This is a genomic window from Algoriphagus resistens (assembly GCF_001442615.1).
Taxonomy (GTDB): Bacteria; Bacteroidota; Bacteroidia; order Cytophagales; family Cyclobacteriaceae; genus Algoriphagus; species Algoriphagus resistens.
The window spans coordinates 93,052-118,035 of the sequence record NZ_LMXN01000009.1; the positions used below are offsets into that span (position 1 = coordinate 93,052).

The 24,984-nt window shown below is 41.9% G+C and carries 21 protein-coding genes and 1 pseudogene; 13 read left to right on the forward strand and 9 right to left on the reverse strand.

Translation table 11 applies throughout. The annotated features are described in order from the left end of the window. The first annotated feature begins 88 nt into the window (after positions 1–88). The 12 genes from AS141_RS16090 to AS141_RS16145 all read left to right on the forward strand — a co-directional run bounded on the left by AS141_RS16090 (position 89) and on the right by AS141_RS16145 (position 16,725). Positions 89–1,378 carry a glycosyltransferase family 4 protein gene (locus AS141_RS16090; protein WP_057938710.1) on the forward strand — a complete coding sequence of 430 codons (1,290 nt, stop codon included), beginning with the start codon at positions 89–91 and terminating at the stop codon, positions 1,376–1,378. Next, positions 1,359–2,444 (forward strand): DegT/DnrJ/EryC1/StrS family aminotransferase, encoded by a 1,086-nt coding sequence (locus AS141_RS16095; protein WP_057938711.1) that lies wholly within the window; start codon positions 1,359–1,361, stop codon positions 2,442–2,444. The genes AS141_RS16090 and AS141_RS16095 overlap by 20 nt, the downstream gene beginning before the upstream one ends. An 8-nt stretch (positions 2,445–2,452) precedes the next feature. Further along, positions 2,453–3,592: a DUF819 family protein gene (locus AS141_RS16100; protein WP_082632329.1), complete on the forward strand. Its 1,140-nt coding sequence runs from the start codon at positions 2,453–2,455 to the stop codon at positions 3,590–3,592. A gap of 117 nt (positions 3,593–3,709) precedes the next feature. Beyond that, a complete protein-coding gene (locus AS141_RS16105; RefSeq protein WP_057938713.1) occupies positions 3,710–4,339 on the forward strand; it encodes an RNA polymerase sigma factor in 630 nt (209 codons plus the stop codon). Between the two features lie 139 nt (positions 4,340–4,478). Beyond that, positions 4,479–5,489: a FecR family protein gene (locus tag AS141_RS16110; protein WP_057938714.1), complete on the forward strand. Its 1,011-nt coding sequence runs from the start codon at positions 4,479–4,481 to the stop codon at positions 5,487–5,489. 43 nt (positions 5,490–5,532) lie between these two features. Beyond that, a complete protein-coding gene (locus tag AS141_RS16115) occupies positions 5,533–9,054 on the forward strand; it encodes a SusC/RagA family TonB-linked outer membrane protein (protein WP_232424947.1) in 3,522 nt (1,173 codons plus the stop codon). Between the two features lie 11 nt (positions 9,055–9,065). Continuing rightward, entirely contained in the window at positions 9,066–10,583 is a 1,518-nt protein-coding gene (locus tag AS141_RS16120) for a SusD/RagB family nutrient-binding outer membrane lipoprotein (RefSeq protein WP_057938715.1), read from the forward strand. A gap of 61 nt (positions 10,584–10,644) precedes the next feature. Further along, entirely contained in the window at positions 10,645–11,577 is a 933-nt protein-coding gene (locus tag AS141_RS16125; RefSeq protein WP_057938716.1) for an RraA family protein, read from the forward strand. A gap of 35 nt (positions 11,578–11,612) precedes the next feature. Continuing rightward, on the forward strand, positions 11,613–12,887 hold the full coding sequence (locus AS141_RS16130) for a mandelate racemase/muconate lactonizing enzyme family protein (protein ID WP_057938717.1): 1,275 nt from the start codon (positions 11,613–11,615) through the stop codon (positions 12,885–12,887). A gap of 100 nt (positions 12,888–12,987) precedes the next feature. After that, the gene (locus AS141_RS16135) at positions 12,988–13,923 is read left to right on the forward strand and encodes an RraA family protein (RefSeq protein WP_057938824.1); all 936 of its coding nucleotides are present in this window, start codon (positions 12,988–12,990) and stop codon (positions 13,921–13,923) included. A 138-nt stretch (positions 13,924–14,061) separates the two neighbouring features. Continuing rightward, on the forward strand, positions 14,062–15,546 hold the full coding sequence (locus tag AS141_RS16140; RefSeq protein ID WP_057938718.1) for a mandelate racemase/muconate lactonizing enzyme family protein: 1,485 nt from the start codon (positions 14,062–14,064) through the stop codon (positions 15,544–15,546). A 93-nt stretch (positions 15,547–15,639) separates the two neighbouring features. Then, positions 15,640–16,725 (forward strand): bile acid:sodium symporter family protein, encoded by a 1,086-nt coding sequence (locus tag AS141_RS16145; RefSeq protein WP_082632331.1) that lies wholly within the window; start codon positions 15,640–15,642, stop codon positions 16,723–16,725. A 137-nt stretch (positions 16,726–16,862) separates the two neighbouring features. Here the strand turns inward: AS141_RS16145 and AS141_RS16150 are convergent, their stop codons facing one another. The 9 genes from AS141_RS16150 to AS141_RS16190 all read right to left on the reverse strand — a co-directional run bounded on the left by AS141_RS16150 (position 16,863) and on the right by AS141_RS16190 (position 24,244). Beyond that, positions 16,863–17,636, reverse strand: coding sequence for a YoaK family protein (locus AS141_RS16150; protein WP_057938719.1), 774 nt, complete (start codon positions 17,634–17,636; stop codon positions 16,863–16,865). Positions 17,637–17,642: 6 nt separating this feature from the next. Continuing rightward, a complete protein-coding gene (locus tag AS141_RS16155; RefSeq protein WP_057938720.1) occupies positions 17,643–18,107 on the reverse strand; it encodes a hypothetical protein in 465 nt (154 codons plus the stop codon). Between the two features lie 14 nt (positions 18,108–18,121). Next, the gene (locus tag AS141_RS16160) at positions 18,122–18,631 is read right to left on the reverse strand and encodes a hypothetical protein (protein WP_057938721.1); all 510 of its coding nucleotides are present in this window, start codon (positions 18,629–18,631) and stop codon (positions 18,122–18,124) included. 110 nt (positions 18,632–18,741) lie between these two features. Next, a complete protein-coding gene (locus tag AS141_RS16165; RefSeq protein ID WP_057938722.1) occupies positions 18,742–20,118 on the reverse strand; it encodes a sensor histidine kinase in 1,377 nt (458 codons plus the stop codon). After that, positions 20,119–20,811, reverse strand: a complete 693-nt coding sequence (locus AS141_RS16170; RefSeq protein ID WP_057938723.1) for a response regulator transcription factor — start codon at positions 20,809–20,811, stop codon at positions 20,119–20,121. It abuts the gene before it with no gap. Between the two features lie 26 nt (positions 20,812–20,837). Next, positions 20,838–21,257 (reverse strand): nuclear transport factor 2 family protein, encoded by a 420-nt coding sequence (locus AS141_RS16175; protein ID WP_057938724.1) that lies wholly within the window; start codon positions 21,255–21,257, stop codon positions 20,838–20,840. Positions 21,258–21,440: 183 nt separating this feature from the next. Next, a complete protein-coding gene (locus tag AS141_RS16180) occupies positions 21,441–21,737 on the reverse strand; it encodes a cupin domain-containing protein (protein WP_057938725.1) in 297 nt (98 codons plus the stop codon). A gap of 97 nt (positions 21,738–21,834) precedes the next feature. Further along, positions 21,835–23,115 carry a chloride channel protein gene (locus AS141_RS16185; RefSeq protein WP_057938726.1) on the reverse strand — a complete coding sequence of 427 codons (1,281 nt, stop codon included), beginning with the start codon at positions 23,113–23,115 and terminating at the stop codon, positions 21,835–21,837. A gap of 193 nt (positions 23,116–23,308) precedes the next feature. Continuing rightward, positions 23,309–24,244 carry a cation diffusion facilitator family transporter gene (locus tag AS141_RS16190; protein ID WP_317043047.1) on the reverse strand — a complete coding sequence of 312 codons (936 nt, stop codon included), beginning with the start codon at positions 24,242–24,244 and terminating at the stop codon, positions 23,309–23,311. Between the two features lie 317 nt (positions 24,245–24,561). Here AS141_RS16190 and AS141_RS26630 point away from each other — a divergent pair. Further along, positions 24,562–24,849 (forward strand): annotated as a pseudogene (locus AS141_RS26630) (cellulase family glycosylhydrolase); the annotation flags it as partial. Positions 24,850–24,984 lie beyond the last annotated feature (135 nt).

The window sequence follows — 24,984 nt, forward strand, 5'->3', positions numbered from 1 at the left end:
AATTCCAACTGCGACTAAATGTTTTTCCTCATATTTGATTTTATGGCCAGCTACTTGGTACTTTGTGCTTAGTACAGTGTGCCAAACTATGTCCAAACGAGTTCTGATCATCACCTATTATTGGCCTCCAAGTGGGGGGTCAGGAGTACAGCGTTGGCTGAAATTCGCCAAATATCTACCTGAAACAGGTTGGGAGCCGGTAGTTTTCACCCCAGAGAATCCTGATTTTGATTTGAAGGATAAAAGTCTGGAAGCGGAAGTTTCACCTCAGTTGGAAGTAATGAAATTCCCGATCTGGGAGCCTTACCAATTGCTGGATAGACTTCGGGGAAAAAAGGAATCACATGCTGGCAGAGTGCTGGAGCAAAAGGAGCAAAGTTTTATTGAAAAAGCGGCGATCTGGTTCAGGGCAAATTTGATGGTTCCCGACCCGCGTGTTTTTTGGGTTAGGCCTTCGGTGAAATTCCTGACTGAGTTGGTGAAAAAAGGACAATTTGATGCTGTAATCACTACTGGGCCACCCCATTCCATGCATTTGATCGGAAGGCAATTGAAGCGGAAAACGGGAGTTTATTGGTTGGCAGACTTTAGAGATCCTTGGTCTCAGTGGGAGTTTCTGGATAAGTTGCCCATGCAATCTTATGTGAGAAGCAGGCATAAAGAAATGGAACATACAGTGTTAAAAGAAGCTGACGTAGTCACCACTATTTCTCCCACTTTTCAGCATGACCTGGGAAAGCTTGCTGACCGAAATATAGAGTTATTGACCAATGGGTTTGATCCGGCAGACATTCCTAAGGATTTTTCGGTAGGAGAAAAAAAAGCTGGCGGTTTACATCTTATGTATACAGGGATTATTGATTCTATCAGGAATCCCATGCCTTTGTTGAAAGCGATGCGCGAGGAATTTTCTAAGGAAAAAGATGAAGTGAAATTTACCTTTGTAGGACGTGTTAGTGATCAGGTCCGGGAACAAATCGCTGCTGATTCTTGGCTTTCTGCCCACGTGGCTTTTGTGGGGTATGTATCACATCAGGAGGTTTTTGAATATTATGCCAAGGCAGATGCTTTGGCTTTGATTCTGACCAACACTAAAAACGCCAAGGGAAATATTCCAGGAAAACTTTTCGAATATACAGCGACTACTTTGCCGATTCTGGCTTTGGGAGATCCAGATGGTGATTCTGCAAAAATCCTGAAAGAGTCCGGCGCAGGGGAAGTGTTGGATCACACAGATCATGTGGGTATTCAGGTGAGTTTGCGGAAACTTTTTGAGCGAAGTGGCATGGCCGACTCAGCTACTGGAATTGAGCGCTATTCCAGAAGAAATCTCAGTTTTCAATTGGCTAAATTACTGGATGAACATCCCGTTTCTTGATTTACAAAGAATGGATATAGAGCTGAAAGATGCTTTGAAATCCAAATTTGCTGAAATGCTTAATGCAGGTATTTTTTCCGGCGGAAGAGAAGTAAGCCTGTTGGAATCCCACGTGTCAACCTATCTTCATTCTCCATTTTCCATTGCCTGTGCAAACGGTACAGATGCGATCGAGATTGCTCTACGTGCTCTTCAGATCGGGCCCGGAGATGAGGTAATTGTGCCGGCAATGACATGGGTTTCTACTGCCGAAGTAGTGGTGATGGTAGGAGCAAAGCCAGTCTTCTGGGATACAGATGCGAATGGATTATTGGCTGCCGACTGGGAAAAGGCAGTCACTTCCAAAACCAAAGCGGTGATTCCTGTGCATCTCTATGGTAAGATGGTAGAGATGGAGCGTTTGATTGCCCAGGCCAAAAAACACAAACTCTTGGTGATTGAGGACGGAGCACAGTCCTTTGGTTCTTTTCAGGGCGGAAAAGCTGCAGGGACATATGGCCATGTAGGATGTTTGAGCTTTTATCCTACAAAAAATCTTGGGGCACTGGGAGAAGCCGGTATGTGTTTGACTAATTCTTTAGAACTCAATAAACGTATCAGGATGATCCTAAATCATGGACAGTTGGTTCGCGATCAGCATGAATTTGTGGGAAGAAACAGTCGGATTGATTCTCTTCAAGCAGGATTTTTGAATGTTTTTCTGACAAGGTTTGAATCATCCCAAGTTCTTCGGAAGAAGTATGCGAGCATGTACTTCAAGCAGCTGACTTGGTTAGACGAATTGCAACTTCCGACTGGTATTTTGGAAGATGATTATAACGCCCACCTTTTCGTGATACAAACCGTACGAAGAGATGAGCTGAAGCATTTTCTGTTGAAAAAAGGAATTGGTACGGCAATCCATTATCCATATATTTTACCCGATATGAAGCCTTTTCATCATGGGGGAGATTTTCAAAACGCTCGAAATCTGAGCCAAAAGGGGCTTTCTCTGCCACTTAATCCCTGGATGAAGGAATCTGAAATAGAATATGTAGCGGAAGCTATTCAGGACTTTTTCACTTAATTTTCCCCATGACTTGGACTCAAGACCCGATTTATGTCAGCGGTATGCTTTGCATGTTTGTGTTGTTTTCTGTTTGGCTGACCAAATTCAAAAGTTTTCGAAGCATAGGTACCCCTATTCTAGTAATTCTGGTAACTGCCATTGCTGCCAACTTTGGCTTCATTCCTGCGGCTTCCAACGGTAACCCCGTTTATACAGGCGTATTTGTGTATTTAGCTCCAATGGGGATTTTTATAGCCTTACTGGAAGTTGATCTCAAAAGTATCAAAAAAGCAGGGGGGCAGATTTTGCTTATGTTTGGAATAGGCGCTTTGGGGACTTTTGCAGGAGTATTAGTTGCGTGGTTTCTAGTAAAACCGGCAGCTTTGATAGGCCCACTGGCAAATGCGGTCGCGGGAATGTACGCTGGAACCTACATCGGCGGAAGCATCAATTTCAACGCAATTGCATTAAGCTACCAGGTAAATGAACATGCTGATTTATTTGCAGCTACCACAGTCGTTGATAATTTGATCGGAACGCCTTGGATTATAGCTACATTGATTATACCAAAATATTTGCATAAGCTTTTTCCGAGAAAGAAGCTTTTTCCAATTTCTTCGGAGAATCAGAAAATTACAACCAAGGAAACAATCAGCATTGCCGACATGGCAGCTATTCTGGGGTTGGCATTTCTCGCTATGGCAATTTCTAAGTTTGTATTCCAGTTCTTTCCACAAATTCCCGAGATTCTTACGCTTACTACCCTGGCTTTAATTTTGGCTCAAGTGAAATTTATCCAGCAATTATCCGGTGCGCACACGATTGGATTTTTTCTGATTCTTATTTTCTTAGCCGTCATCGGAACATTATGTGATTTAAGCATGCTCTCGGGCCTCGGTGATCTTGCTGGGATGCTCATCATGTTTGTTGGTATAATTGTTCTGGTTCACGGACTGGTGATTTTTGGAGTAGGAGCACTATTCAGAATAGATTGGGATGTCATTGCCGTCGCTTCACAGGCAAATATAGGAGGCAATACCACGGCACTTGCGGCGGCCGAGAGTATGAACCGTCCAGATCTTCTCATTCCCGGAGTATTGGTGGGAAGTCTGGGCAATGCGCTGGGGACCTATGTGGGATTTTTTCTTGCAGGCATGCTTGGGTAATACTTCTTATAGAATAGTTTGAAATGTTCCTTTTAGTAGTATTAAAAGTAAATTTTTGACAAAGAATAAAAAATTTACTACCTTAAAATCGAATTTTGCTTTAATAAAATTTTGTAGATGGGTAGTACAGTTGATCTATTTATTTTAAAAAGCCTCAAATCCACTTCCAGAAGACATTCTGACGACAGAGCTTTGTGGCAAAGTATGGCGAAGGGAAATGATCTTGCCTTTTCTAACTTATATCAGCGCTTTTCCAATTTACTTTTTAATTATGGAATGCATTTTTGCTTCAACAGAGAACTCGTCAAAGACTGTATCCAGGAATTGTTTACCAATATATGGAATAGGAGAGAGTCGCTTTCCGAAGTTGATTCAGTGAAGTATTATCTTTTTAAGTCATTCCGAAACCTGCTTATTAAGCATATTAACAGGGATCGAAAGCTCTTTACTGATAGGAATGAAGGGCAGGAACTGCAGGATTCGGAAACTTCGGTCGAAGATTACCTGGTTTCTCTTGAGTATGTGAAGGAAAATGAGCGGAAAATTACTGCTGCACTGAGTAAAATTTCCAATAGACAGCGGGAAATCCTCGTACTCAAGTATTTCAATGAGCTAAGCTATTCTGAAATAGCGAGTCTGATGTCCATCACCCCTGCTTCTGCCCATAACCTTCTTTCAAAGGCGTTACAATGCATGAGAGTTGTAATGAAAGCTTTATTGTTAGCATCCTTCCTCAATCATTTTTGAGCTTAAATTTTAAATTCCTGATAATCAGTAGTTTGATATTGTGTTTTATTGTTTTGATTTATTTTCTTAAAAAATATTGAGAAAAATGATGAGGTTTTGAAGCTATCATACTCTATAGGTATAAACCAAAAGAGTTACAGTGGACAATCAACCTGCCGATTACGATAATTTTTCTTTAGATGACTTTGTCATAGATCCGTTTTTTAGGGAATGGGTACTTTTTTCTGAGATTATTCATGAGGAATTCTGGTCAGACTGGAAAAAGGCAAATCCTTCGAAGATCAACTTGGTGGAAGAGGCGAGGGATATGGTTTTGAACCTTGAGAAATCAAAAATGGAAATGAGTCCAGAAGAGTTGCTTTCTGTTTGGGACACTATTCAAACTGATATCAAAAAGCCAGTAAAGACTCTTGAATCATCCACCCGTAAAAGCAAATTCTGGTCTTATTTCGCGGCAGTTGCATCCGTTGTTTTAGTGTGTATAGGTTGGTATTGGTATGAATTGCCCAAGGAGATCAAGTATCAGACTGCCTTTGGTGAAACTAAGGAAATCATGCTGCCAGACAGCTCCACAGTGATTCTGAATTCCAACTCTAAATTGACTTTTGTAAATAATTGGGAAGACCAAAGAGCTAGGGAAATATGGATTGAAGGAGAGGCATTTTTTAGTGTGGTTCACAAGATAGACCATCAGCCTTTCAAGGTGTTAAGTTCCCAAAATGTAGCTATTGAAGTGCTGGGGACTGAATTTAATGTATATAACCGCTCGGGGGAGACAGAAGTAATCCTCAACTCTGGCTTAGTCACACTTAGTTTTCCTGTAAAGGAAAAAGAAGGGAAAATTGTAATGGAGCCTGGAGATCTGGTCAAATTCAAAGATAATAAATTTCAGAGAGAAAAGGTGAACACTTCACTTTATACATCCTGGAAGGACAATATTTTAAACCTGGAGCACACCAGCCTGGCAGATATGGTAAAAATGGCAAAAGACAACTATGGTGTGACTATAGAGGTGCAAAATAAGGAAGCCTTGAGTCTTACGGCATCCGGATCTATGCCCTTGACGAATGCTGACGCATTTCTACATCAGATCGCCTTGATATTCAATGTGGAATTGAAAAAAGAGAATAACAAGTACTTGATTAAATAACCCAAAATGAAATTTTCCCCAAATAACCTCAAACCCTTTAAACATGAAAAAGCTATTACTATTCATGTGTATAGGCTGCTCGATTTCATGGCATGCGCTGGCGCAAGTCACGGAATTAATTGCATCCGGGCGGACTATTAACACTGCTGGAGAAGCCGGCAAAAATTATGATGATTTACAACAAAGCCTGAGTAGACTGGAACAGGATTTCCAGGTATCCATAGCCTATCAGGATGAATTAGTCCGGGCAAAGAAAACCCGGGCCAAAATGGATTCTTTCGAATCTGTGGAGCAGGGACTGAACTCCCTTCTGCAAGGTACCGGCCTGAAATATGAAAAAGCAGGAGAGCGGTTTTACATTATTTCCCCCAAGAAAGCCAGTGGAAACTTTAGTTCTGCAGCCATTTTGGTGAGTAGTAGGTCTACGGAACCGGCTATTTTCAGAAATTCCAGGATAGTGGCCGAAAGCACCCAAGCCCAGATGAAAAGAATTGAAGTCGGCGGGAAAGTAACGGATGAAAACGGCATAGGATTCCCAGGCGTGAATGTTTTATTGAAAGGAACTTCTGTAGGTACCGTGACAGATGCCCAAGGTGACTTTTTAATCAATGTAGAAAATGAAAACTCCGTGTTGGTTTTTTCTTTTGTCGGGTATGTTGATCAGGAAGTAACAGTAGGCAATAGGACTGTTATCACGGTCAATATGCAAGTAGATGAAAGTAACCTGGAAGAAGTGGTAGTAACTGCACTAGGTATAGAAAAATCAGCGAAAAGTCTAGGTTACGCCACTTCTACTGTAAAATCTGACGAGCTCACCGTCAACAGGACTCCCAACGTGATGAATGCCCTGCAGGGAAAAGTGGCAGGTGTTAATATTTCTACGCTAGGCTCTGGTCCTGGAGGGACTTCTAAAATCAGGATACGTGGTCAGTCCTCTATTTCCGGCCAAAACAATCCCTTGATTGTAGTAAATGGTGTTCCTATCGACAACACTAATTTTGGTTCTAAGCCCGGTAATAATGCTTCCGATAGTAGTATTGGGATAAGAGGTGGGGGCAATACATCTGATGGGGGAGATGGACTATCCAGTATCAACCCTGATGATGTGGAATCCATGACGATCTTGAAAGGCGCTGCCGCCGCAGCGTTATACGGTTCCCGTGCCAAGGATGGTGTGATCATGATCACAACAAAAAGTAAAAATGATACCAGAGGAATAGGCGTGACTTATAATCTCAATTATACCAATGAATCACCACTGGATTTTACGGATTATCAATATGAATACGGTCAAGGTGAGCAGGGCGTAAGACCCACTACTCCTAATCCAACATCGGGTCAATGGTCATTTGGGGAGAAGTTCCAACCTGGTATGACCCAAATGCTTTTTGATGGAGTTACAGTTCCTTATGAGCCTGTGAAAGGGATTGTCAATGATTTTTTCCGCAATGGACAAAACGTGACCAATTCAGTGACATTGGCTACTTCTACAGAAAAAGGAGGTCTTAGTTTGTCTTTTTCAGACCTTAATAGTAAAGGGATTGTTCCAAATAATTCCTACAACAGAAAGACAATTAATTTGGGATTTGGCTATGAACTTTCTCCTAAATTCAGCTTCAGAGGGAATTTTAATTATTCTTTCGAAAAGAATACCAATCCGCCTAACATCGGGGAACAGGACAATACTATTCCGGTGGCACTATATAATATGGCCAATTCCATGCCCCTGGATGTATTGCGGGATAACCGCTACGATGCCAATGGAAATGAGGCGGTTTATTCCAGATTCAGAAATCGCACAAATCCATATTTCACACTCTCTGATCAGTTTCAGAATATAAAAAGAGATCGCATCTTCGGTAATGTGGCACTGAAGTATAAAATCAACGACTGGTTGTTTGTACAAGGTAGAGTTGGAGAGGATTTTTGGTCCAGGGATCAGGATTACAACAACTTCCCAACAGGACAAGCTTCCAGAGCGGAGGCCCCCGAAGGTTTCGTGAATGGTATGTACACCCAGGAACAGCGAAGATTCAGGGAGATTAATACTGATTTCCTCATAAATGCCAACAGAGAATTCGGCGATTTGAGGGTCAACGCCAATTTTGGAGGCAACCATATGCAGCGTAGATCCGAGCTGAATAGTGTTCAAGTGACTGATTTTGTGGTAAGGGATTTATATACTGTACAAAATGGCAGAGCTAAAGATCCCCTTTACGATCTCAATGAACGGGCAGTAAATTCACTGTATGGATCCGCTGAGTTTTCCTATAAAGATAAGTTTTTCCTTACCGGAACAATTAGAAATGACTGGTTCTCTACCCTTTCCAAGGCGAATAGAAGTATTTTATATCCTTCGGTATCCGCCAGCTGGGTGTTTGCCGAAAATTATTCCACATCTGGTTGGTTGAATTTTGGTAAAGTGAGAGCTGCTTATGCAGAAGTAGGTAGCGATGCAGATGTGGGAGCATATTCCAATGTGCTTTTCTATGGGATTAATAACAACTTGTTTGGTGGTCAGCCAGTAGGTGGTCCCTCAGGTACCAACCTCCCTAATCCTAATTTGAGACCAATGCGAATAGGAGAAGCTGAGGTTGGTTTCGAACTAGGAATGTTTGAAAGTAGAGTCAGTCTGGACATGGCTTTCTACCGCAAGCTTACTACAGATCAGATCGTGAGCGCGCAGATTTCAGATGCAAGTGGATTTGTAAATACCTCTATCAATAGTGGGCAAAGCGTAAATAAAGGGATAGAGATGCTTTTGACTTTGGTTCCTATGGAGAATAGCAATTTTACATGGGAAACCACCTTTAACGCAGCATACAATGAGACGGAGGTGCTGAGCTTACTCACAGACACTCCTGGAGAGAGAATTACAGTCGGTACCCATGTGTTCAACGGTGAATTACGCCAGATAGTGGGAATGGAAATGGGACAGGTAGCCGGCTTTGGTTATAGGAGAGATGAACAGGGACGGAAGATTTTTGGAGCCAATGGATTGCCTCTCAGGACTGCTGATATGGTGAATTTCGGTAGCGCATTGCCTAATTGGGTAGGCGGTATCAATAATTCCTTTAACTATAAAGGAGTGATGTTGTCATTTTTGATTGATTTCAAACTTGGAAACATCATGCTTTCCGGTACCAATTTCAATGCGGTCCGTCATGGCCTTCATAAAATGACATTAGAAGGAAGAGAAGGCGGAGTGATAGGAGATGGAGTAAATGAAGCGGGCGAAACGAATACTGTTGTCGCACCTGTACAATCCTATTGGGAAATCGTGAGATCCCAGGCATTGGTAGAGCCGGTGATTTACGATGGGGGGTATTGGAAACTGAGGCAGATTACATTGGGATATGATTTCACCAAACATTTGCCTGAAAATCAGCCATTCAAATCTGTGAAGCTAAACTTTGTCGCCAACAATGTATTCATGATCAAAAAATGGGTGGACAATATTGATCCTGAATCATTCGGCTACTCCTCAGATAACCTGGTGGGAATGGAGTCAACAGGCCTCCCTTCCACACGAGGATTAGGCTTCAATCTGAATGTCAAATTTTAATCCAACTAGCCATGAAAAAGATATCTAAATACCTACTAATCATACTTGTGGTACTGTATTCATCGGCTTGCGACAGCAACTTTGATGAGTTGAATACCAATAAAGTGAGTGCAACATCTATTGATCCGGCTTTTCAGCTAAATGCTGCCATTGTAGGCTGTGCCTATCCAAATGGGTCTCTGGTCTATGACATGGGAGTGGTCCAGCAGATAGTCACTCCGAATTCCGGACTGGTCTCAGGAGCCAATTACAACCAAGATAACAGAACCTTGACTCAGGAGCTGTGGCAGGGATACTATAGAAATGTTATCAAAAACACCCGGGATGTTATCACTAGATTGGAAGAAGATCAAAGTCGATCCAACTTAATACAGATGACCAGGATCATTCAGGCATTTGCCTTTATGGTGCTGACAGACGATTATGGCAGCATTCCTTATTTCGAGGGAGGAAAGGGGTATTCGGATCAGATATACCTGCCGGTATATGATTCCCAAGAAGCTATATATGCAGATTTAATTAAGGAATTGACGGAAGCTACTGCCGCTTTGAATGTATCTGGAACCCTGGAATCTGCGGAGATTCTTTACCAGGGGGATGTGGAAAAATGGAGAAGTTTTGGGTACTCATTATTGCTGAGAGCTGGAATGAGATTGAGTGAGGTGGATCCAAGCAGGGCAGCACAGGTGGTCCAATCTGCGGTACAAGGTGGGGTGATCCTGACAAATTCCGATAATGCAATTATCCGCCACGACCCGAACTACACTAACCCAATCGGCAATTTCCTGAATGCTACCGAGGCTTCCAATTTCTACCTTACTGAGCCATTTGTAAACTATCTAAAAAATACAAACGATCCCAGATTGTCCGCTATTGCTGTGACCTATGTAGGGGCAAAGTCCGGGCCTGAGCAAATTCCGGGGAATGAGACATATGAGGCTGAGGTTCATAAGGGGATTCCTATGGGTAATGATAATGCCGGAGCTGTAAAGGCTGCGGCTGATTTAGGACTTGCTAGTTTCTATGAATTCGCTCAGGCAGATAGGAGGCGAGTGACCAAAAATACTGCACCGAATTTCCTGGTCACAGCATCACAGAATTACCTGCTAATGGCAGAGGCAAGAGAAAGAGGCTGGATCAGCAGCGGGACGGTAGAAGAATACTACAATGCCGGCGTTCGGGCACACATGAATCAATTAGGGACAGTGGATGAAGGTTCAGCCATTTCACCTTCGGACATAAATCAATACCTCCAAGGGAATCCATTCGAACCATCCATGGCTTTGGAGCAGATCAACACGCAATATTGGGTATCCAGCTTTCTGAATGGTCCCGAGGCTTTTGCTAACTTCAGGAGGTCTGGCTATCCAGAATTGGCTCCAAATCCATACCCTGGTAAAGAAGTTGAATTTATCAATCGATTGACTTATCCGAATTCTGAGATTTCCGTGAATTCAGAAAATGTCCAAGCTGCTATTTCAGCTCAAGGAGCTGATAATCTGGCAACCAAAGTTTGGTGGGACAAATAAAAATAGAACCGAGTCTGGAAAATCTGGACTTGGTTTTTTTCAATATTAGTTATATTCCAATATGAACAAAACCTATATAACCCTATTGTTTCTATTGTTTTTTGTAATAGAATCTTTCGCCCAACAGATATCCAAAGAAGAAATGCTTTTCCTTACTCAAGAGTGGAGTGGAGAGCGATTTGAAGATGGACGACCCAAAGTCTCTGATGATCTATTGAGGCGGATGAAAATTGTAACCCATGATGAAGCGTGGGCAGTGATGAAAAATGCAGGCTACAACTACCAATATGCTGATGGCTGGCAGATGATCAATCCCGACAGTATTCTGGTAGGTCGAGCATTGACTGCGACTTTCATGCCCGGCAGGCCTGATATTCACGGAGCTATAGATGCCAGGGGTAAATCAGAAGGCAAAAAAGGCCAGAATTCCTGGCCGGTGGATCTTTTGGTACAGGGAGATGTCTATGTGGTTGATCAGTTTGGGATTCATGATGGAGGTCCTACGATTGGCGATAATGTAGGGAATGCCATTTATGCCAATTCAGGAAATGGGATAGTGTACAATGGAGCGGTCCGAGACATTCCCGGACTGAAAGAAATTGGTGGATTTACCTCCTACTACCGGACCTATCACCCTTCTCATCATAACCAGCCGAGGGATCTCAATACGATGCTTATAGGAATCAATCGTCCGACAAGAATAGGTCAGGCCACGGTCATGGCAGGCGATGTAGTCCTGGGGAGAGACGGAGCAGTATCATTTATTCCTGCTCATTTAGCAGAAAAAGTAGTGGTAACCTCAGAAGTAGTTCGCCTAAGAGATATGTTTGGTCACCAGAGAATCAGGGAAGGCAAATATAGTGCTGGAGATATAGATACCCGTTGGTCGGATGAGATAGAAAAGGATTTTTCCCAATGGCTGGAAGCACACATCGATGAACTTCCGATAGCAAAAGAGCAGATCCAGGAAATTCTGAAAAACAGAACTTGGTAATCCCTCACACTAAATAGCAAAACCAAAAATAACCTATGAAACCTAAAAATTCTAGAAGATCATTTCTTCAAAAAAGCACATTTGCCGGCTTTGCAGGAGCCGGGCTGATGGGCACATTTGCCGGATTAAATAAAGCAGTCGCAAAACAGAACCCCTACTCCAATCCATCGGATCTCAAAATTACAGATGTAAAATGTGGTTATGTGCGAGGAGCAGTATATGTGAAAATCTATACTGATCAGGATGTTTGGGGATGTGGGGAAGCTGTGGATGCTATACAAGGTACTTACTATATGGTACAGCGGATGGGAAGGATGCTGAAAGGACAAAACCCGCTAAATCCAAATAGACTAGCAGAGCAAATCCGCAAGGGAGCATTTTTTGGTGGGGCACAATCTGGAGTTTTTGTCGCGGTATTGACAGCTATCGAAACAGCCCTTTGGGACATAACAGGAAAGGTATTTGGAGTGCCGGTCTATCAACTTCTTGGAGGGAAATTCAGGGATAAAATACGTGTGTATTGTGATACTGCACTGTATACCTCTACCAATCCTACGCCGGATGATTATGCGGCAGCTGCGCGAGGAGCAGTGGCTAAGGGATATAATGCAGTCAAATTTGATGTAGATGACGGCAGGGATCCAAATAAATATGACCGTTTCAATTGGACGGCGAATCCGGCAGAAATCGATCGTATGTATAATGCAATAGCTGCAGTGCGTGAAGAGGTAGGACCGAATATAGATATCTGCGTGGATATGCATGGAAGATATGATGCGGTCACAGGGATGAAAATGGCTAAAATGTATGAGCCGTTGAACCTGATGTTTCTCGAAGAACCCATACCTGCAGATAATCCTGAAGTATATAAGCACATTACCCAAGAGACCAGCACACCGATCTGTGCAGGCGAAAACATCTACCTCGCCTACGGGTTTACCAAACTATTGTCTGATGGAGCCTTGAATATCATTATGCCAGATTTACAGAAAGCCGGCGGATTAGGTGAAGGTCAACGCATCGCCAATCTCGCAAACCTCTACTATGTACCTTTTTCTCCGCACATGGTAGCCTCTTTTCTCGGTGCCATGGCTAGTTGCCATGTCTGCGCTTCTGTGCCGAATTTCCAGATAATGGAATGGCAGATTTATATGGATACGGATGATTTATGGAAGGACATTGTGACTTATGACGGTCCCCGGACAGAGAACAGTTTCATTACTCTTTCTGAAAAACCTGGAATCGGAGTGGAAATAAATGAGGAAGGAATGAAAAAACACGCAGTTCCCGGAATTCCATTCTTTGAATAAGGAAAGACTGGAATGATCCCGTGCATTGCTAATAATTTAAAATCTTAAATCCTAAATTTCAATGAATCTTATTATCTCAGCCCAGAGAGGAATAAAAGCTATGCTTTGGCTAGTTATTTTTTCCTGCTTGCTGGCACTTTCTAAATCCGGGGCAAAAGCGCAGAACGTCGGTGCTTCGCCCGAATATATCCAAGCATTAACTTCAGAATGGACCGGCGAGCGCTTTTCTGACGGAAGACCCAAAGTATCGGACTCCATCCTTGAGCGGCTAAAGCTCATTTCCATAGAAGAAGCTTGGGGTGTGTTGCGGAATAAAGGCTACCAAAACCAATATGAGGGGGAATGGGAGATTATGCTTCCCGATGAAGCGATGACTGGAAGGGTGGTGACTGCCCAGTATATGCCACTGAGACCGGATTTGGAAAAGCAGGTCAAAGAACAGGGGGTAGAAAAGGAAGGAAGAGCTCCCAAGGGAGGAACCAATTCCTGGCCGATCGATATCCTTACCAATGGTGATGTGTATGTGGCGGATGGCTATGGGAAAATCGTTGATGGTACCTTGATCGGGGATAATTTGGGCAATGCAATTTATGCCAAATCGCAACGTGGAGTTATTTTCAACGGTTCTGTCCGTGACCAGGAAGGGCTTTCCGAAATAGAAGGATTTAATGCTTGGATGAAAGGCCAGGATCCTTCCTACATCCAGCAAATGATGCTTACCTCTATCAATACACCGATTCGGATTGGCCGGGCTACTGTCTTGCCGGGTGATGTGGTGCTGGCAAAGAAATATGGTGTGATTTTCATTCCGGCACATTTGGTCGAAGAGCTTGTACTGACTTCTGAAATAACAGGGCTACGGGATGAATTTGGTCATCAGCGACTGCGGGAAGGTAAATACCTGGCTGGCCAGATAGATAGCCAGTGGACAGAGGAAATCAAAAAGGATTTCTTGGACTGGTTGAACAATTATCCTGGAAAACTTCCAATGAGCAAAGAAGAGCTCGATAATTACCTCAAGGAGCGTAACTACTGAAAATTCCATGAAACAAATAATCATATACTGCCCGATTCCTTAAAAGCAATTGGACAGCTTGGGATTATATGCTTAAAAATTTTTTGATTCAGCTGAAATTCAAATAAAAAACAAGGTCAATTAAAAACCCAATTTATCATGAAAAATACACTTAAAGACTTAATTCAAAAGAACCAGCTACGGGAGCAGAAGTACGCGGCACAACGGCAGGCTGAAATTGAAAATCCATTGACACTCGATAACAGAAGGGATTTTTTAAAAAAAACTGCACTTGGAGGCTTGAGTTTGACTGCACTTATGGGGTTGGGTATTGAAGATACTATAGCCGAGACAACCAAGAATGTACGTAGAGCCTCCGCGCCTTCAGATTTGAAAATTACCGATTTACGGTATGCACACACTAACGTGATGGGGGGTACTGCGATCCTTAGGATCGACACCAATCAAGGGATTTACGGTTTAGGAGAAGTACGTGATGGGGCAGATCCCAAATATGCGCTGATGCTGAAAAGCAGGATATTGGGTGAAAATCCATGTAATGTGGAGAAAATTTTCAAAATCATCAAGCAGTTTGGAGGCCAATCCCGACAAGCAGGAGGAGTTTGTGGTGTAGAAATGGCTCTTTGGGATCTTTGTGGAAAAGCTTATAATGTGCCTGCCTGGCAGCTTCTTGGAGGGCGATACAGAGACTCTGTAAGACTCTATGCAGATACCCCGGAAGCAAATTCTCCTGAAGAGCAACTCAAGCTCATAAAGTACAGAACCGAAGAGCAAGGCTATACCTGGCTCAAAATGGACGTTTCCATCGGAGAAATCATGGATATTCCTGGGTGTATTGTGAATCAGGAGATTTTTAAATTAGGAAAAAGCCAGTGGCAGGGAGGTTATATGTCTTATGCAAACACTGCCCACCCATTCACGGGGGTTCAAATAACCGAGAAGGGCCTCGATGAGCTAGCAAAAATTGTGGATCATGTACGTGGGATGGTTGGTTACGACATTCCGATATCTACAGACCACTACGGACACTTTGACCTGAACAACTGCATCCGTCTCGGTCAGGCATTAGATAAATACCGTCTGGCCTGGTTGGAGGATATGGTGCCTTGGCAGATGTGGCAGCAGCACAAGACGATCACAGATTCCCTGAATACACCTACGACCACAGGTGAGGATATTTATTTACTTGAATATTTCAAAGATCTCATCGATAACCATGCTGTGGATATTGTCCATCCGGATCTGGCATCTTCCGGAGGTCTTTTGGAGACAAAAAGAATTGCTGATTATGCAGAGGAAAAGGGAATTTCCATGGCGATGCACCAGGCAGGAACCCCTGTTTCATTTATGGCAAATGTACATTGCGCAGCAGCTTCTCAGAATTTCCTGGCTCTGGAGCATCACTCAGTCGATATTCCTTGGTGGGAAGATCTAGTGACTATGACTGGTGGGGGGAAAATGATCGATAAAGGATATGCGCCAGTTCCTTTGGACGCACCCGGACTAGGGATTGAGCTGAATGAGGAAGTTGTAAAAGCACATCTTCATCCTTCGGACAACTCCTATTTTGCTCCTACGGATATGTGGAACGATAAGCGTTCTCACGATAGAACATATAGTTAAGAAATACCTGTTTTACCTAGAGATAGACCCGAGAATCAGCTATCCAACTGGTTTTCGGGTTGTTTTTAAAAACTTTCACCCAAAAAAATCCTCATTTTGAATCCAAAAATCACTAAAGCACTTTCAATTGTCAGCGGTTTATTGCTCGTAGCAGCACTTGGCATTAGTCTTTTTTCTGGAATTGCACATGCCGGACCATTCTGGATCGGTTTTTTCTTTATCTGTGCAATTGCTTTTTTGGGGAATGCCAAACTAAAAGGGTATGCCTACTCCATGATGATCTTTGGGTCAGTCGCAATAGCCTTATACTTTCCTCAGTATTTTCTCGAGTATAAGGGCTTTAAGTTCAGTGCCTTGATTGTTCCTTTGATTCAGGTAATCATGTTTGGAATGGGAACTTCGATGAGTATAAAGGATTTTCTTGGGGTAATCAAAATGCCCAAAGGGGTTTTGATTGGCGTGCTGTGTCAATTCTCCATCATGCCGTTTATAGGTTTCGTACTTGCGAAAGCAAGTGGTTTTCCGCCGGAAATTGCGGCTGGGATGATTTTGATCGGTTGCTCTCCGAGTGGTATGGCATCGAATGTCATGGCTTTTCTTGCCAGAGCTAATCTCGCACTTTCCATTACTGTAACTTCCGTTACAACGTTATTGGCGCCTCTTGTGACCCCGTTTTTGATGGGCTGGCTAGCTGGAGAGTTTGTGGCAATTGATGTGATGGATATGATGTTCAGTATCGTGAAAATGGTCATTATTCCGATAGGAGCGGGTCTGATTTTTAATTATTTCTTACAGGGCAAAGCTAAATGGCTGGATGATTTGATGCCTATTATTTCGATGGCAGCCATAGCGCTTATTTTGGTAGTAATCGTTGCTGCGGGTAGAGATAGTTTATTGGATATTGGGCCGCTGTTGATTATTCTGGTGGTAGTTCATAATCTTGCCGGATACATGCTGGGATATTGGGCGAGTAGATTGCTCAGGTTAAGTGAAAAAGATTGCAGGACTATTGCGATAGAAGTAGGTATGCAGAATGGAGGTTTAGCTTCAGGCATTGCCAAGGAAATGGGCAAAATTGCAACAGTGGGATTGGCTCCTGCTGTTTTTGGACCGTTGATGAATGTGACCGGATCTATTCTCGCCTCCTATTGGCATAAGAAACCCATTGATGCGGAATAAGAGGAATGGGGAACATGCTTTTACATTTATGTCCGCTGAATGATAAACTGCCGTACCTATATTGGCAGCCTGTGTATTAATGTGATTATGGTGAAGGTTTGCCAATAATTCTTTTCTATCCTTTTACATGCTTAACATCAATTGTTACTAAGTTGTGGAGTTTGGCCTTTGAGTACTTTCCGGTAAAAAGGTTGCTTTTTATGAAGTAAGCTATTCATTTTTATTCTATAGAAATCATGTCCAATGACCAGTAGAAGAAAAAAGCATACAATATAAAATACATTGTAATTGATGGTAAGGTAGATAAGACCTGCACATACACCTCCCAGAAGATAGGAGCTCATGATGGCTAGAAGTAAATTCCATTTTCGGCGAAGTTCAGGGTTTTGCCTGTTTTTCTTTTTGGTAAACAGAGATGCCAAGATTCCCAGATCCGTGGTAAGGCCGGTAAGGTGGGTAGTTTTAACGGCAGAATTGGAGATTGTTGCGGTAAGACCATTTTGGATACCCATGGCAAAAAGCATCATGCTTACCAGCAGCTCGGTTTCTATCAATGTCTCTTTATAGTAAAATTGGATGTAGGTTCCTACAGCCAATAAACAAAGAATTTCCAGTACAATGGGTATTGAATGCGCTAGATAAGCATTGGTTTTTCGGAAGTTGATTACAATGATGTTGGAAGTAAAATTCCCTAGAAAGAAAAGGGAGATCCATCCAAAAACAACGAGAGCTTGGTACCAGTTGCCGTTAGAAATTTCCTGGGCTAGAATAGCGTAATGCCCCGTTACATTGGAAGTAAACGCAAAGAAGATAATTACAGATATCACGTTTACCATCCCTGCCGAGAAGGCTGTAAGCGATCCCAGTTGTATGTTTTCCCGGTGTGTTCTACCTATGTGGTTACTGATCATTGTGATTTATGCATTGATTCTTTCAAAAGTCATTTTTACAATACCTCTTACCTGCATATCTATATTGAAATGTAGGATCATGCGTTCAGAATTGAGTTCTTGAATCAAATAGTGCTCTATATTTTTATGTGTGCCATTTAGTTGAAGGATGTTTCCCCTACCTTTTAGCTTCCAATGCAGAGATTTCGAAAGACCATTTCCTTTCATTTCAAGCATTTCATTTTTTCCAAATCTCCAGACTTCAGCTTCATGGATGATTAAGTTTCTACTTATTTGCTGTTTGATGTGGTCAGTTACCATGTAATCAAAGCTGTCATCAGATGCCAAAGAGTCTATTTTCTCATATTCCCAAGACACTTCTTTCCATTCTCCTATAATATTCTCCTCAGGACTTTGCAAGAAAGAAAGAAGTGTAAAATAATTCCCTGCAACTAGGATGAAGCCGATCAGATACCTGAATTTGATGTTCATGGGATAAATGTGGTTTAATGGGCGATTTGGCCATGTGTGAAAAACAAGGCTGATAGTTCGTCTTGTGTGTCCTCGTGGTTTGCGGATAACTCCCAATTCACCTCTACCTGTTTAACTTTACTTTTAGCAATAAATGGATTTAGGTCAAAACTGCTGCTGTTCTTGAGTTTGTATTTATAACTGGGAGAAATGTACACTTCGTCGATGTTATGGGCCTCCAAGTAATTTTCGAATGAACTTTGGTTCCTCCCACTGAAGAGGTCAATAGTCATTTGATCAATTTTATCCTCATATTTTCCAAGGAGCAATTTGCAGCTAGCTCTAAAATCTGCTGTTTCCAATTTATCCAGCAGGCTTTTTTTGGAATAGAATAACAAATCAGAAATGGAGGTGGACATCCAGAAACCATGAACCAAAATTAATCTTACCTTGCCCTGGGATGATAGGTTTTTTTGCAGTGCTATTTTGGCTAGATTAAGTGATTTTACTGTGAAATCAGTTGGTATTAATATCGTCTTGGTCATAATTACCCTTGTTTGTTTTAACAAGGGTGAAATTATACCTGACTTATTAGAGTGAAATAAGGATGAGATTAGGATTGGATTAGAATCTCTTATTTAAGATTAGAATTTGATTAGAGAACAAAATTCCCCTTTGGAAGGCGTATTTCCACAGTAGTCCCCTTATTTAGTACAGAGTTGACCCGCAATTCTCCGGCATGGATCCGGATTATGTTCCTCGCAAGGGGAAGCCCTATACCATAGCCTTCATGGTTTTTAGTGTTTGAAGCACGGAAATAGGGGTCATAAATGTATTCCATTTCATCTTCTGGAATTCCAATACCGCTGTCTTTCACGATCACAATAATTTCTCCGTCCATCACAGCCAAAGCGATATTTACCGGCTGCCCATTGGAATATTTGCAAGCATTCAAGACTATGTTGGATACTGCCAGATGAAGGAGCTGCTCATTGCCCAATACCTTCAGCAAAAGCGGATTTTCAGGCAACAAGCTGAAATCAAGACATAGTTTGCAATTTGTTTGAATTTTTTCTACTGTTTCTTTTACGTCTAGAATCAACTGATCCATCCTTACTTTTCCGAATTTTTGCCTTTTTCCATCAAAGCCTGTCTGCGCCAATAGCAACAATGCCTGGGTCTTTTTTTGAAGCTTTTCTGCCTCCTCCAATATTGCATTGAGGGATTCTACGTATTCAACTGGCTTCCTTACTTTGGAAAGTGTGACATCTGCTTCACCAATGATAGAGGTGAGTGGTGTGTTCAGTTCATGGGAGGCATTGCTGATAAAGTTTTTCTGAGTCTCAAAGGAAGTTTCAAGCCTGTTCAGCATATCATTGAATGTTTTGGCAAGTTCACGAACAGAATCATTGCTTTCCGGTACCTCCAGCCGCATATGGAGGTTCTCAGAACCTATTTTTCTTGTTTTCTTAATTATGTTTTGGATTGGCTCAATTATTTTCCGGGAAAACATGATCGTGAAAAGTACAATCAAAAGAAAAGCAATAGCTAAGGAAGTGAAAATAAGGTTTCTTAAATAGGCGATGTGATGGGTGATAAAATAGTTTTCAGCGGAAAGGATGATCAAATGTTCCTTTTGATCTGGTGTCGAATACAAGGTGCCATAATAGAACGTTTCTTTGTAGCTGTAGTTTGCTATTCCTCGCGCTATTATTTGTTGAAGAAATGACGGGTTGTACTTGCCAAGTCTCACATCTTCTACCACATTGTCAGGATCTATATCCTCTAATATTAGATGTTTTTCATTGGTAAGAGGCTCAAGATAATCCTGCCGTAGCTGCTGGACAACATTGTTGTCCTTTTGGTCTTCGAGTTCTATTTTGGCAGTGGCAATTGCTCTTATTTCCAGTCTTTTGTAAAAATCAGTAAAGGCAAATCTTGATATGGAATAGTAGATAAATCCGCTGAACAATAAGGTGTAACCTAAAAATGCTGTGAGAAGAATATAGATGATCTTATTCTGGAGTTTCATTTAGTTCTCTTTTAAAACATATCCCATTCCTATTACCGTTTGAATAAGCTTTTGATCACCGTATTTATCCAGTTTTTTGCGTAAATAGTTCACATAGACATCGACGACATTGGTTCCCATATCAAAGTTGACTCCCCAAACTTCATGGAGTATGTCCACACGGGTTAGCACTTTGCGTGGATTTTTCATAAACATCAATAACAGACGAAATTCCGTGGAGGTAAGGGATAGCTCGTTTTCGTTGCGAAAGACAGATTTTTCGGTATCATCCAACACCAAATCTGCAAATTGGTAAATATCATGGTCTGACCTACTTGTTTCTCCGATTTTACCGCCCCGCCTCATGAGAGTTTTGATTCGTGCAAGGAGTTCAATGAATTTGAAAGGTTTGACTAGATAATCGTCTGCTCCAGAGTCCAACCCTATTACGACATTTTCAGTGCTGCCCATAGCCGTGAGGAATAAGATGGGGATCTCCGTATTGTGAAGCCTTACTTGCCTACAAAGCTCCAGACCGTTTATGGTGGGGAGCATGATGTCCAAAATAAGCAGGTCAAACTGGCTGTTCAGGGCTAGCTGCAGACCGATACCGCCATCCATCGCAAGGGTGACTTCAAAATTATTTTCAGATAGCCCTTTATTGATAAAGCTACAGACCCGGGTGTCGTCTTCTACCAGAAGTATTTTTTTCAAGCGTGTATTAGTTGGTTAAAAAGTCTTTATGGTAGTTTATACGCCTGTCGTGCAATAAGTTTCCAGTTCTCTTTTTCTTTTTGCCAAACTAGTATAACTCCGATTTTTATTGAATTCGATTTCCCACCATCGAGCACATCTGCTGCTAAGTTATGTCGCACTATAGCAAGGTCTTTTTTTATTTGGATCGTCTGATCTTGAAAATCAACTGAAGCAAAATCAGAGGCTCCACTGACCAGTGCTTCGATAAATTGGGCTTGGTTTTCCAGCTTTCCGCTAGAGTGACCATAACTCAGATGTATGGAGCTCAGTTCGCTAAGATTGGCTACAGTGGGATCAATTAATGCCAGACGGAGTTTTTCTACCTGGGATTCGACTTCCTTTTCCGCTTGCGCAAAAGCAAAGGTGATACTGAAAAAAAGAGAAAGGGTTAAAATGGTTTTCATGGGTTTGTTAAGCTATTGGCTAGAAGTAATAAATAATCTCTGCAACCTAGCAGATGTGGTTTATTAAGATACTAAAATTGGTGATTAGAAGCGTGTTTATTGAAAAATTAAGGCCAAATTATCCATCGGAGAAGACCCTGCATTAGTATAGAGGTTATTGGTTTAAGAGTACAGTCTGCAGAGCTATTTTTCCTGTATAATAGTGAAAATATTCCTGGTTTTCAGGCCTTTCACTTCATGTTCTACCCTTACTGGTATCTCGTAAGTGTCAAATTCTTTTAAAATAATTGTTCCACCATTGATGAGAAATTCTATTTCGCCTTGGAGCACTGTTAGAAGTGAAGGATCTTTAACGGTGTGCTTTTTTAGAAATTGATCATGAATCAATCCAATAGCAAAATAGTTGATTTTGTCTGTTCGCTTGATTGCGCAGACGGAAGGGCGATCATTATGGAAGGCCATATTTTTAAGGATATTCATGGTAAAGTCCGGTTAAAGTACTAAAATAGATTCCACTTTAAGTTAGCCAAAGTTTTAAAGAATTGCTCTTTAGAATTAGAGAAAGTCATCATAAAAACTATTCTTGTAACGATTGGATTTCCTTCTGAGAACTTATAAAAGGGATCTTGGGAGCTAGAAAATATCCTGTCAGACTGGCAAAAAGTATGGGGATAAAATAACCGAAACCAGTAAGCGTAGTCAATAAAATCGTTGTACTCATAGGTGTTCTGGTGACACATGCATTGATACCGGCCATGCAGCTTACGATGGTCAGGGTAAGGTTAGTTCCGGGAAAAACCTGATGGATAATCAATCCCAGTGTAGCACCTACGAAGAACAGTGGGATAATAAATCCTCCCCGCCATCCTGAGGTCACAGTGATCGAGATGGCAAGTGTTTTAAAAATCAAAATTGCGATCAACTCCTTAAGAGCGTGATCTTCGGACAGCAATTCGTTGATCTCCTCATGCCCAAAATATCTTGTGATCGGAAAATAGTAGGCAATTATTCCAAGAAGAATCCCTCCGATAAGTGTTTTGATATAGATAGGGAGTGGTTTTTTGTCAAATATGCTTTTGAGGAATTTGGTGGAATAAATAAAGATCCAGCCCATGGAAGTTGCAGCCATTGCGAATAATACGGCGTATCCAAAGTCAAACACTCCTGCGTATTCATATTTTGCCACCTCCCATGTCGCCCCTAATCCAAGGTGAATAATAATAGCAAAGATCAGATAACTAAAGCAACTGGCAACCAAGGCTGGGATAATAGCTTTGTAATATTCTACAGCATGCTTGTGATGTAATATTTCCAACGAAAAAAGACTTCCTCCCAATGGTGCACCAAATAGCGCTGTGAACCCAGAAGCCATGCCTGCTATACTCATGGAACGCAGCTCTTCGCCTTTCAGTCTAAACACTTTTCCGAACCAGGTCCCAGTCGATCCAGTGACTTGTACCAATGGAGCTTCGGGTCCTAAACTTCCTCCAGAAGCTACACAAAGCAGGGAGGAGATAATCATTGAAGGATTATTCTTTGGGTCAAGCTTCCCTTTATTAAAACGTATATTGTTGACTATCAGGTGTATTTCACCGGGGTCGCCGATAAAGTGAATAACCAGTCCGGCGAGAAGTCCGCAGATAGCCATCACAGGAATGACTTCCCAGCCTTCAAAAATCGAGATCCTGTGGGTTAGATATTCCAATACAATCCAGTAAATGCCAGCTATGGTTCCACCAATCAGACCAAGCAATGCCCACAATAAAAAAGTGCGGCTAAAAAGAAATGGGTTGAACCGGATAGGTTGGTCAAGAATATCCAACGCTTTGACCAGATTTCTTCTTCTTTTTAATTTCAACTGATTTGAGTTAGATTAAAGGGTGTAAGATTTTGCAAATCCGAAGTAACTCTGCATAGTTCAAATTTACAAGCTAACATATTTGATTCAGAGGGGAGATTTCCAAGTAGCGTTTGAGACATCTTTTACTTGCTCTTTAGAAAAACAAGATAGCGCTAGAGACAAGTTTTTGGGATGTTGGTTTGTGGACATGTCAGACAGGTTCGATGTGTATCAAAACATTTCCCAGTTCCGGAATTACTTTGCAGAGTGTATCCTTGAGTTGATGTGAGATGTCATGCCCTTCGGTGACGGTGAGTTTTCCATCTACCAGTGCGTGTAAATCTACATGATATTCCATTCCCGCTTTTCTGATGTAGCACTTTTCGGTACCTTTTATTCCGGGGACGGTCAGGGAAATCTCACGGATGCGGGCTGTCAGTTCCTCGTAATTGTTTTCATCCATCACTTCCCCAAGGGCTGGACGGAAGATCTTATAGCAATTGAAAAGAATAAAGACTACTGCAAAAAGCGCTGCAATATCATCTGCTTTTTCAAATCCTTCCCCTCCAAATATCGCAATAGAAATCCCTATAAATGCTGCTACAGATGTAATGGCATCGCTGCGATGATGCCAGGCTTCTGCTTTTAGTGGACTGCTTTTTAGTTTTTTACTCCGTGACATTACTACCTGAAAAGAAATCTCCTTCCAGATGATGATTACAGCCAGCACAATCAGGGTAAAAGGCTTGGGTAACTCATGCGGCGTGATGATATGTTGGTAAGCTTGCCACGCGATAGTGCCTGCCGAAATGACTAAAAATACCACCACCAAAAAAGTAATCAATGGCTCAGCCTTTCCATGTCCGTAGGGATGGTTTTCGTCCGCAGGTCTGGAGGAATACTTTAACCCAAAAAGGACGAGGACAGAAGCAAACACGTCAACTACTGACTCGATGCCATCTGCAATCAGTGCATAGGAATTGCCAAAGATACCTGTCAAGAATTTAACTGCCGCCAAAGCAACATTTCCCAGCATGCTGAAAATGACTGTTCTTACGGCTAAACTTGAATTGCCCATGGACGGAATGGATGAGAGAATGACAAAAGTAGGGATTATTCTTTTTTTGGACGGAAATGACTGAAACATCTGATTCATTTTGTGTTTTCCTAGCTCAGGTAGCAAATGAATCCCCCTTGCCTAACATTTATCCCACTTTTTGGAATAGGGGATTTTTTCTTTTAGAACTACAAAATCAAATCCAATGAATAGCCTGGTTAGATTTCTGGCATCCGCGGCTTTTATTTCCCTGGTATTTTTCTCCTTTGGAAAAAATGTGGATTCAGGTTGCGTTGAATTTCTGTGATTATGAGGATCATCTTCTTTTTGCCGGTACGAATGAAGTAATGGTAGATTGTGATTAAAGCGCCCAAAAACCTGAATACACTGAAGTCCAAAATTCCTTCGATCAGACGTTTGTGGATGCTGTACTATCTACTGGGAGAAGAAATACTTATCGTAATCTGGTAGTGCAGACCTTCAATACTAATATAGATTATGGTGTGAATTTCTTTTTGATGCCAACCGATGTTACAGGAAGAAGATTAATGGTGGAGGCTCACTATTATGATCCATATGAATTTGCGCTGCATGCAAATGAGAACATAACACAATGGGGAAAAACGCAACCGATCCTTCTAAAGCAGCTACCTGGAAAGGTGAATTACATGCAGATGGGCAATTCCAAGAGATGAAAGCCAAATTCTTTGATAATGGCATTCCTGTTTTAATAGGGGAATAAGGAGCAGTCATGAAAAAGGCGGCAGAAAATCAGATCAACCTATCCCTGCTATCTAAACTACGTGACCAAAAGCATGGAAAAACATGGA

Coding starts and splice junctions, on each gene's coding strand:
- AS141_RS16090 (WP_057938710.1), top strand. CDS start 89: ATGTCCAAACGAGTTCTGATCATCACCTATTATTGGCCTCCAAGTGGG.
- AS141_RS16095 (WP_057938711.1), top strand. CDS start 1,359: ATGAACATCCCGTTTCTTGATTTACAAAGAATGGATATAGAGCTGAAA.
- AS141_RS16100 (WP_082632329.1), top strand. CDS start 2,453: ATGACTTGGACTCAAGACCCGATTTATGTCAGCGGTATGCTTTGCATG.
- AS141_RS16105 (WP_057938713.1), top strand. CDS start 3,710: ATGGGTAGTACAGTTGATCTATTTATTTTAAAAAGCCTCAAATCCACT.
- AS141_RS16115 (WP_232424947.1), top strand. CDS start 5,533: ATGAAAAAGCTATTACTATTCATGTGTATAGGCTGCTCGATTTCATGG.
- AS141_RS16120 (WP_057938715.1), top strand. CDS start 9,066: ATGAAAAAGATATCTAAATACCTACTAATCATACTTGTGGTACTGTAT.
- AS141_RS16125 (WP_057938716.1), top strand. CDS start 10,645: ATGAACAAAACCTATATAACCCTATTGTTTCTATTGTTTTTTGTAATA.
- AS141_RS16130 (WP_057938717.1), top strand. CDS start 11,613: ATGAAACCTAAAAATTCTAGAAGATCATTTCTTCAAAAAAGCACATTT.
- AS141_RS16135 (WP_057938824.1), top strand. CDS start 12,988: ATGCTTTGGCTAGTTATTTTTTCCTGCTTGCTGGCACTTTCTAAATCC.
- AS141_RS16140 (WP_057938718.1), top strand. CDS start 14,062: ATGAAAAATACACTTAAAGACTTAATTCAAAAGAACCAGCTACGGGAG.
- AS141_RS16150 (WP_057938719.1), bottom strand. CDS start 17,636: ATGATCAGTAACCACATAGGTAGAACACACCGGGAAAACATACAACTG.
- AS141_RS16155 (WP_057938720.1), bottom strand. CDS start 18,107: ATGAACATCAAATTCAGGTATCTGATCGGCTTCATCCTAGTTGCAGGG.
- AS141_RS16160 (WP_057938721.1), bottom strand. CDS start 18,631: ATGACCAAGACGATATTAATACCAACTGATTTCACAGTAAAATCACTT.
- AS141_RS16165 (WP_057938722.1), bottom strand. CDS start 20,118: ATGAAACTCCAGAATAAGATCATCTATATTCTTCTCACAGCATTTTTA.
- AS141_RS16175 (WP_057938724.1), bottom strand. CDS start 21,257: ATGAAAACCATTTTAACCCTTTCTCTTTTTTTCAGTATCACCTTTGCT.
- AS141_RS16180 (WP_057938725.1), bottom strand. CDS start 21,737: ATGAATATCCTTAAAAATATGGCCTTCCATAATGATCGCCCTTCCGTC.
- AS141_RS16190 (WP_317043047.1), bottom strand. CDS start 24,244: ATGTTTCAGTCATTTCCGTCCAAAAAAAGAATAATCCCTACTTTTGTC.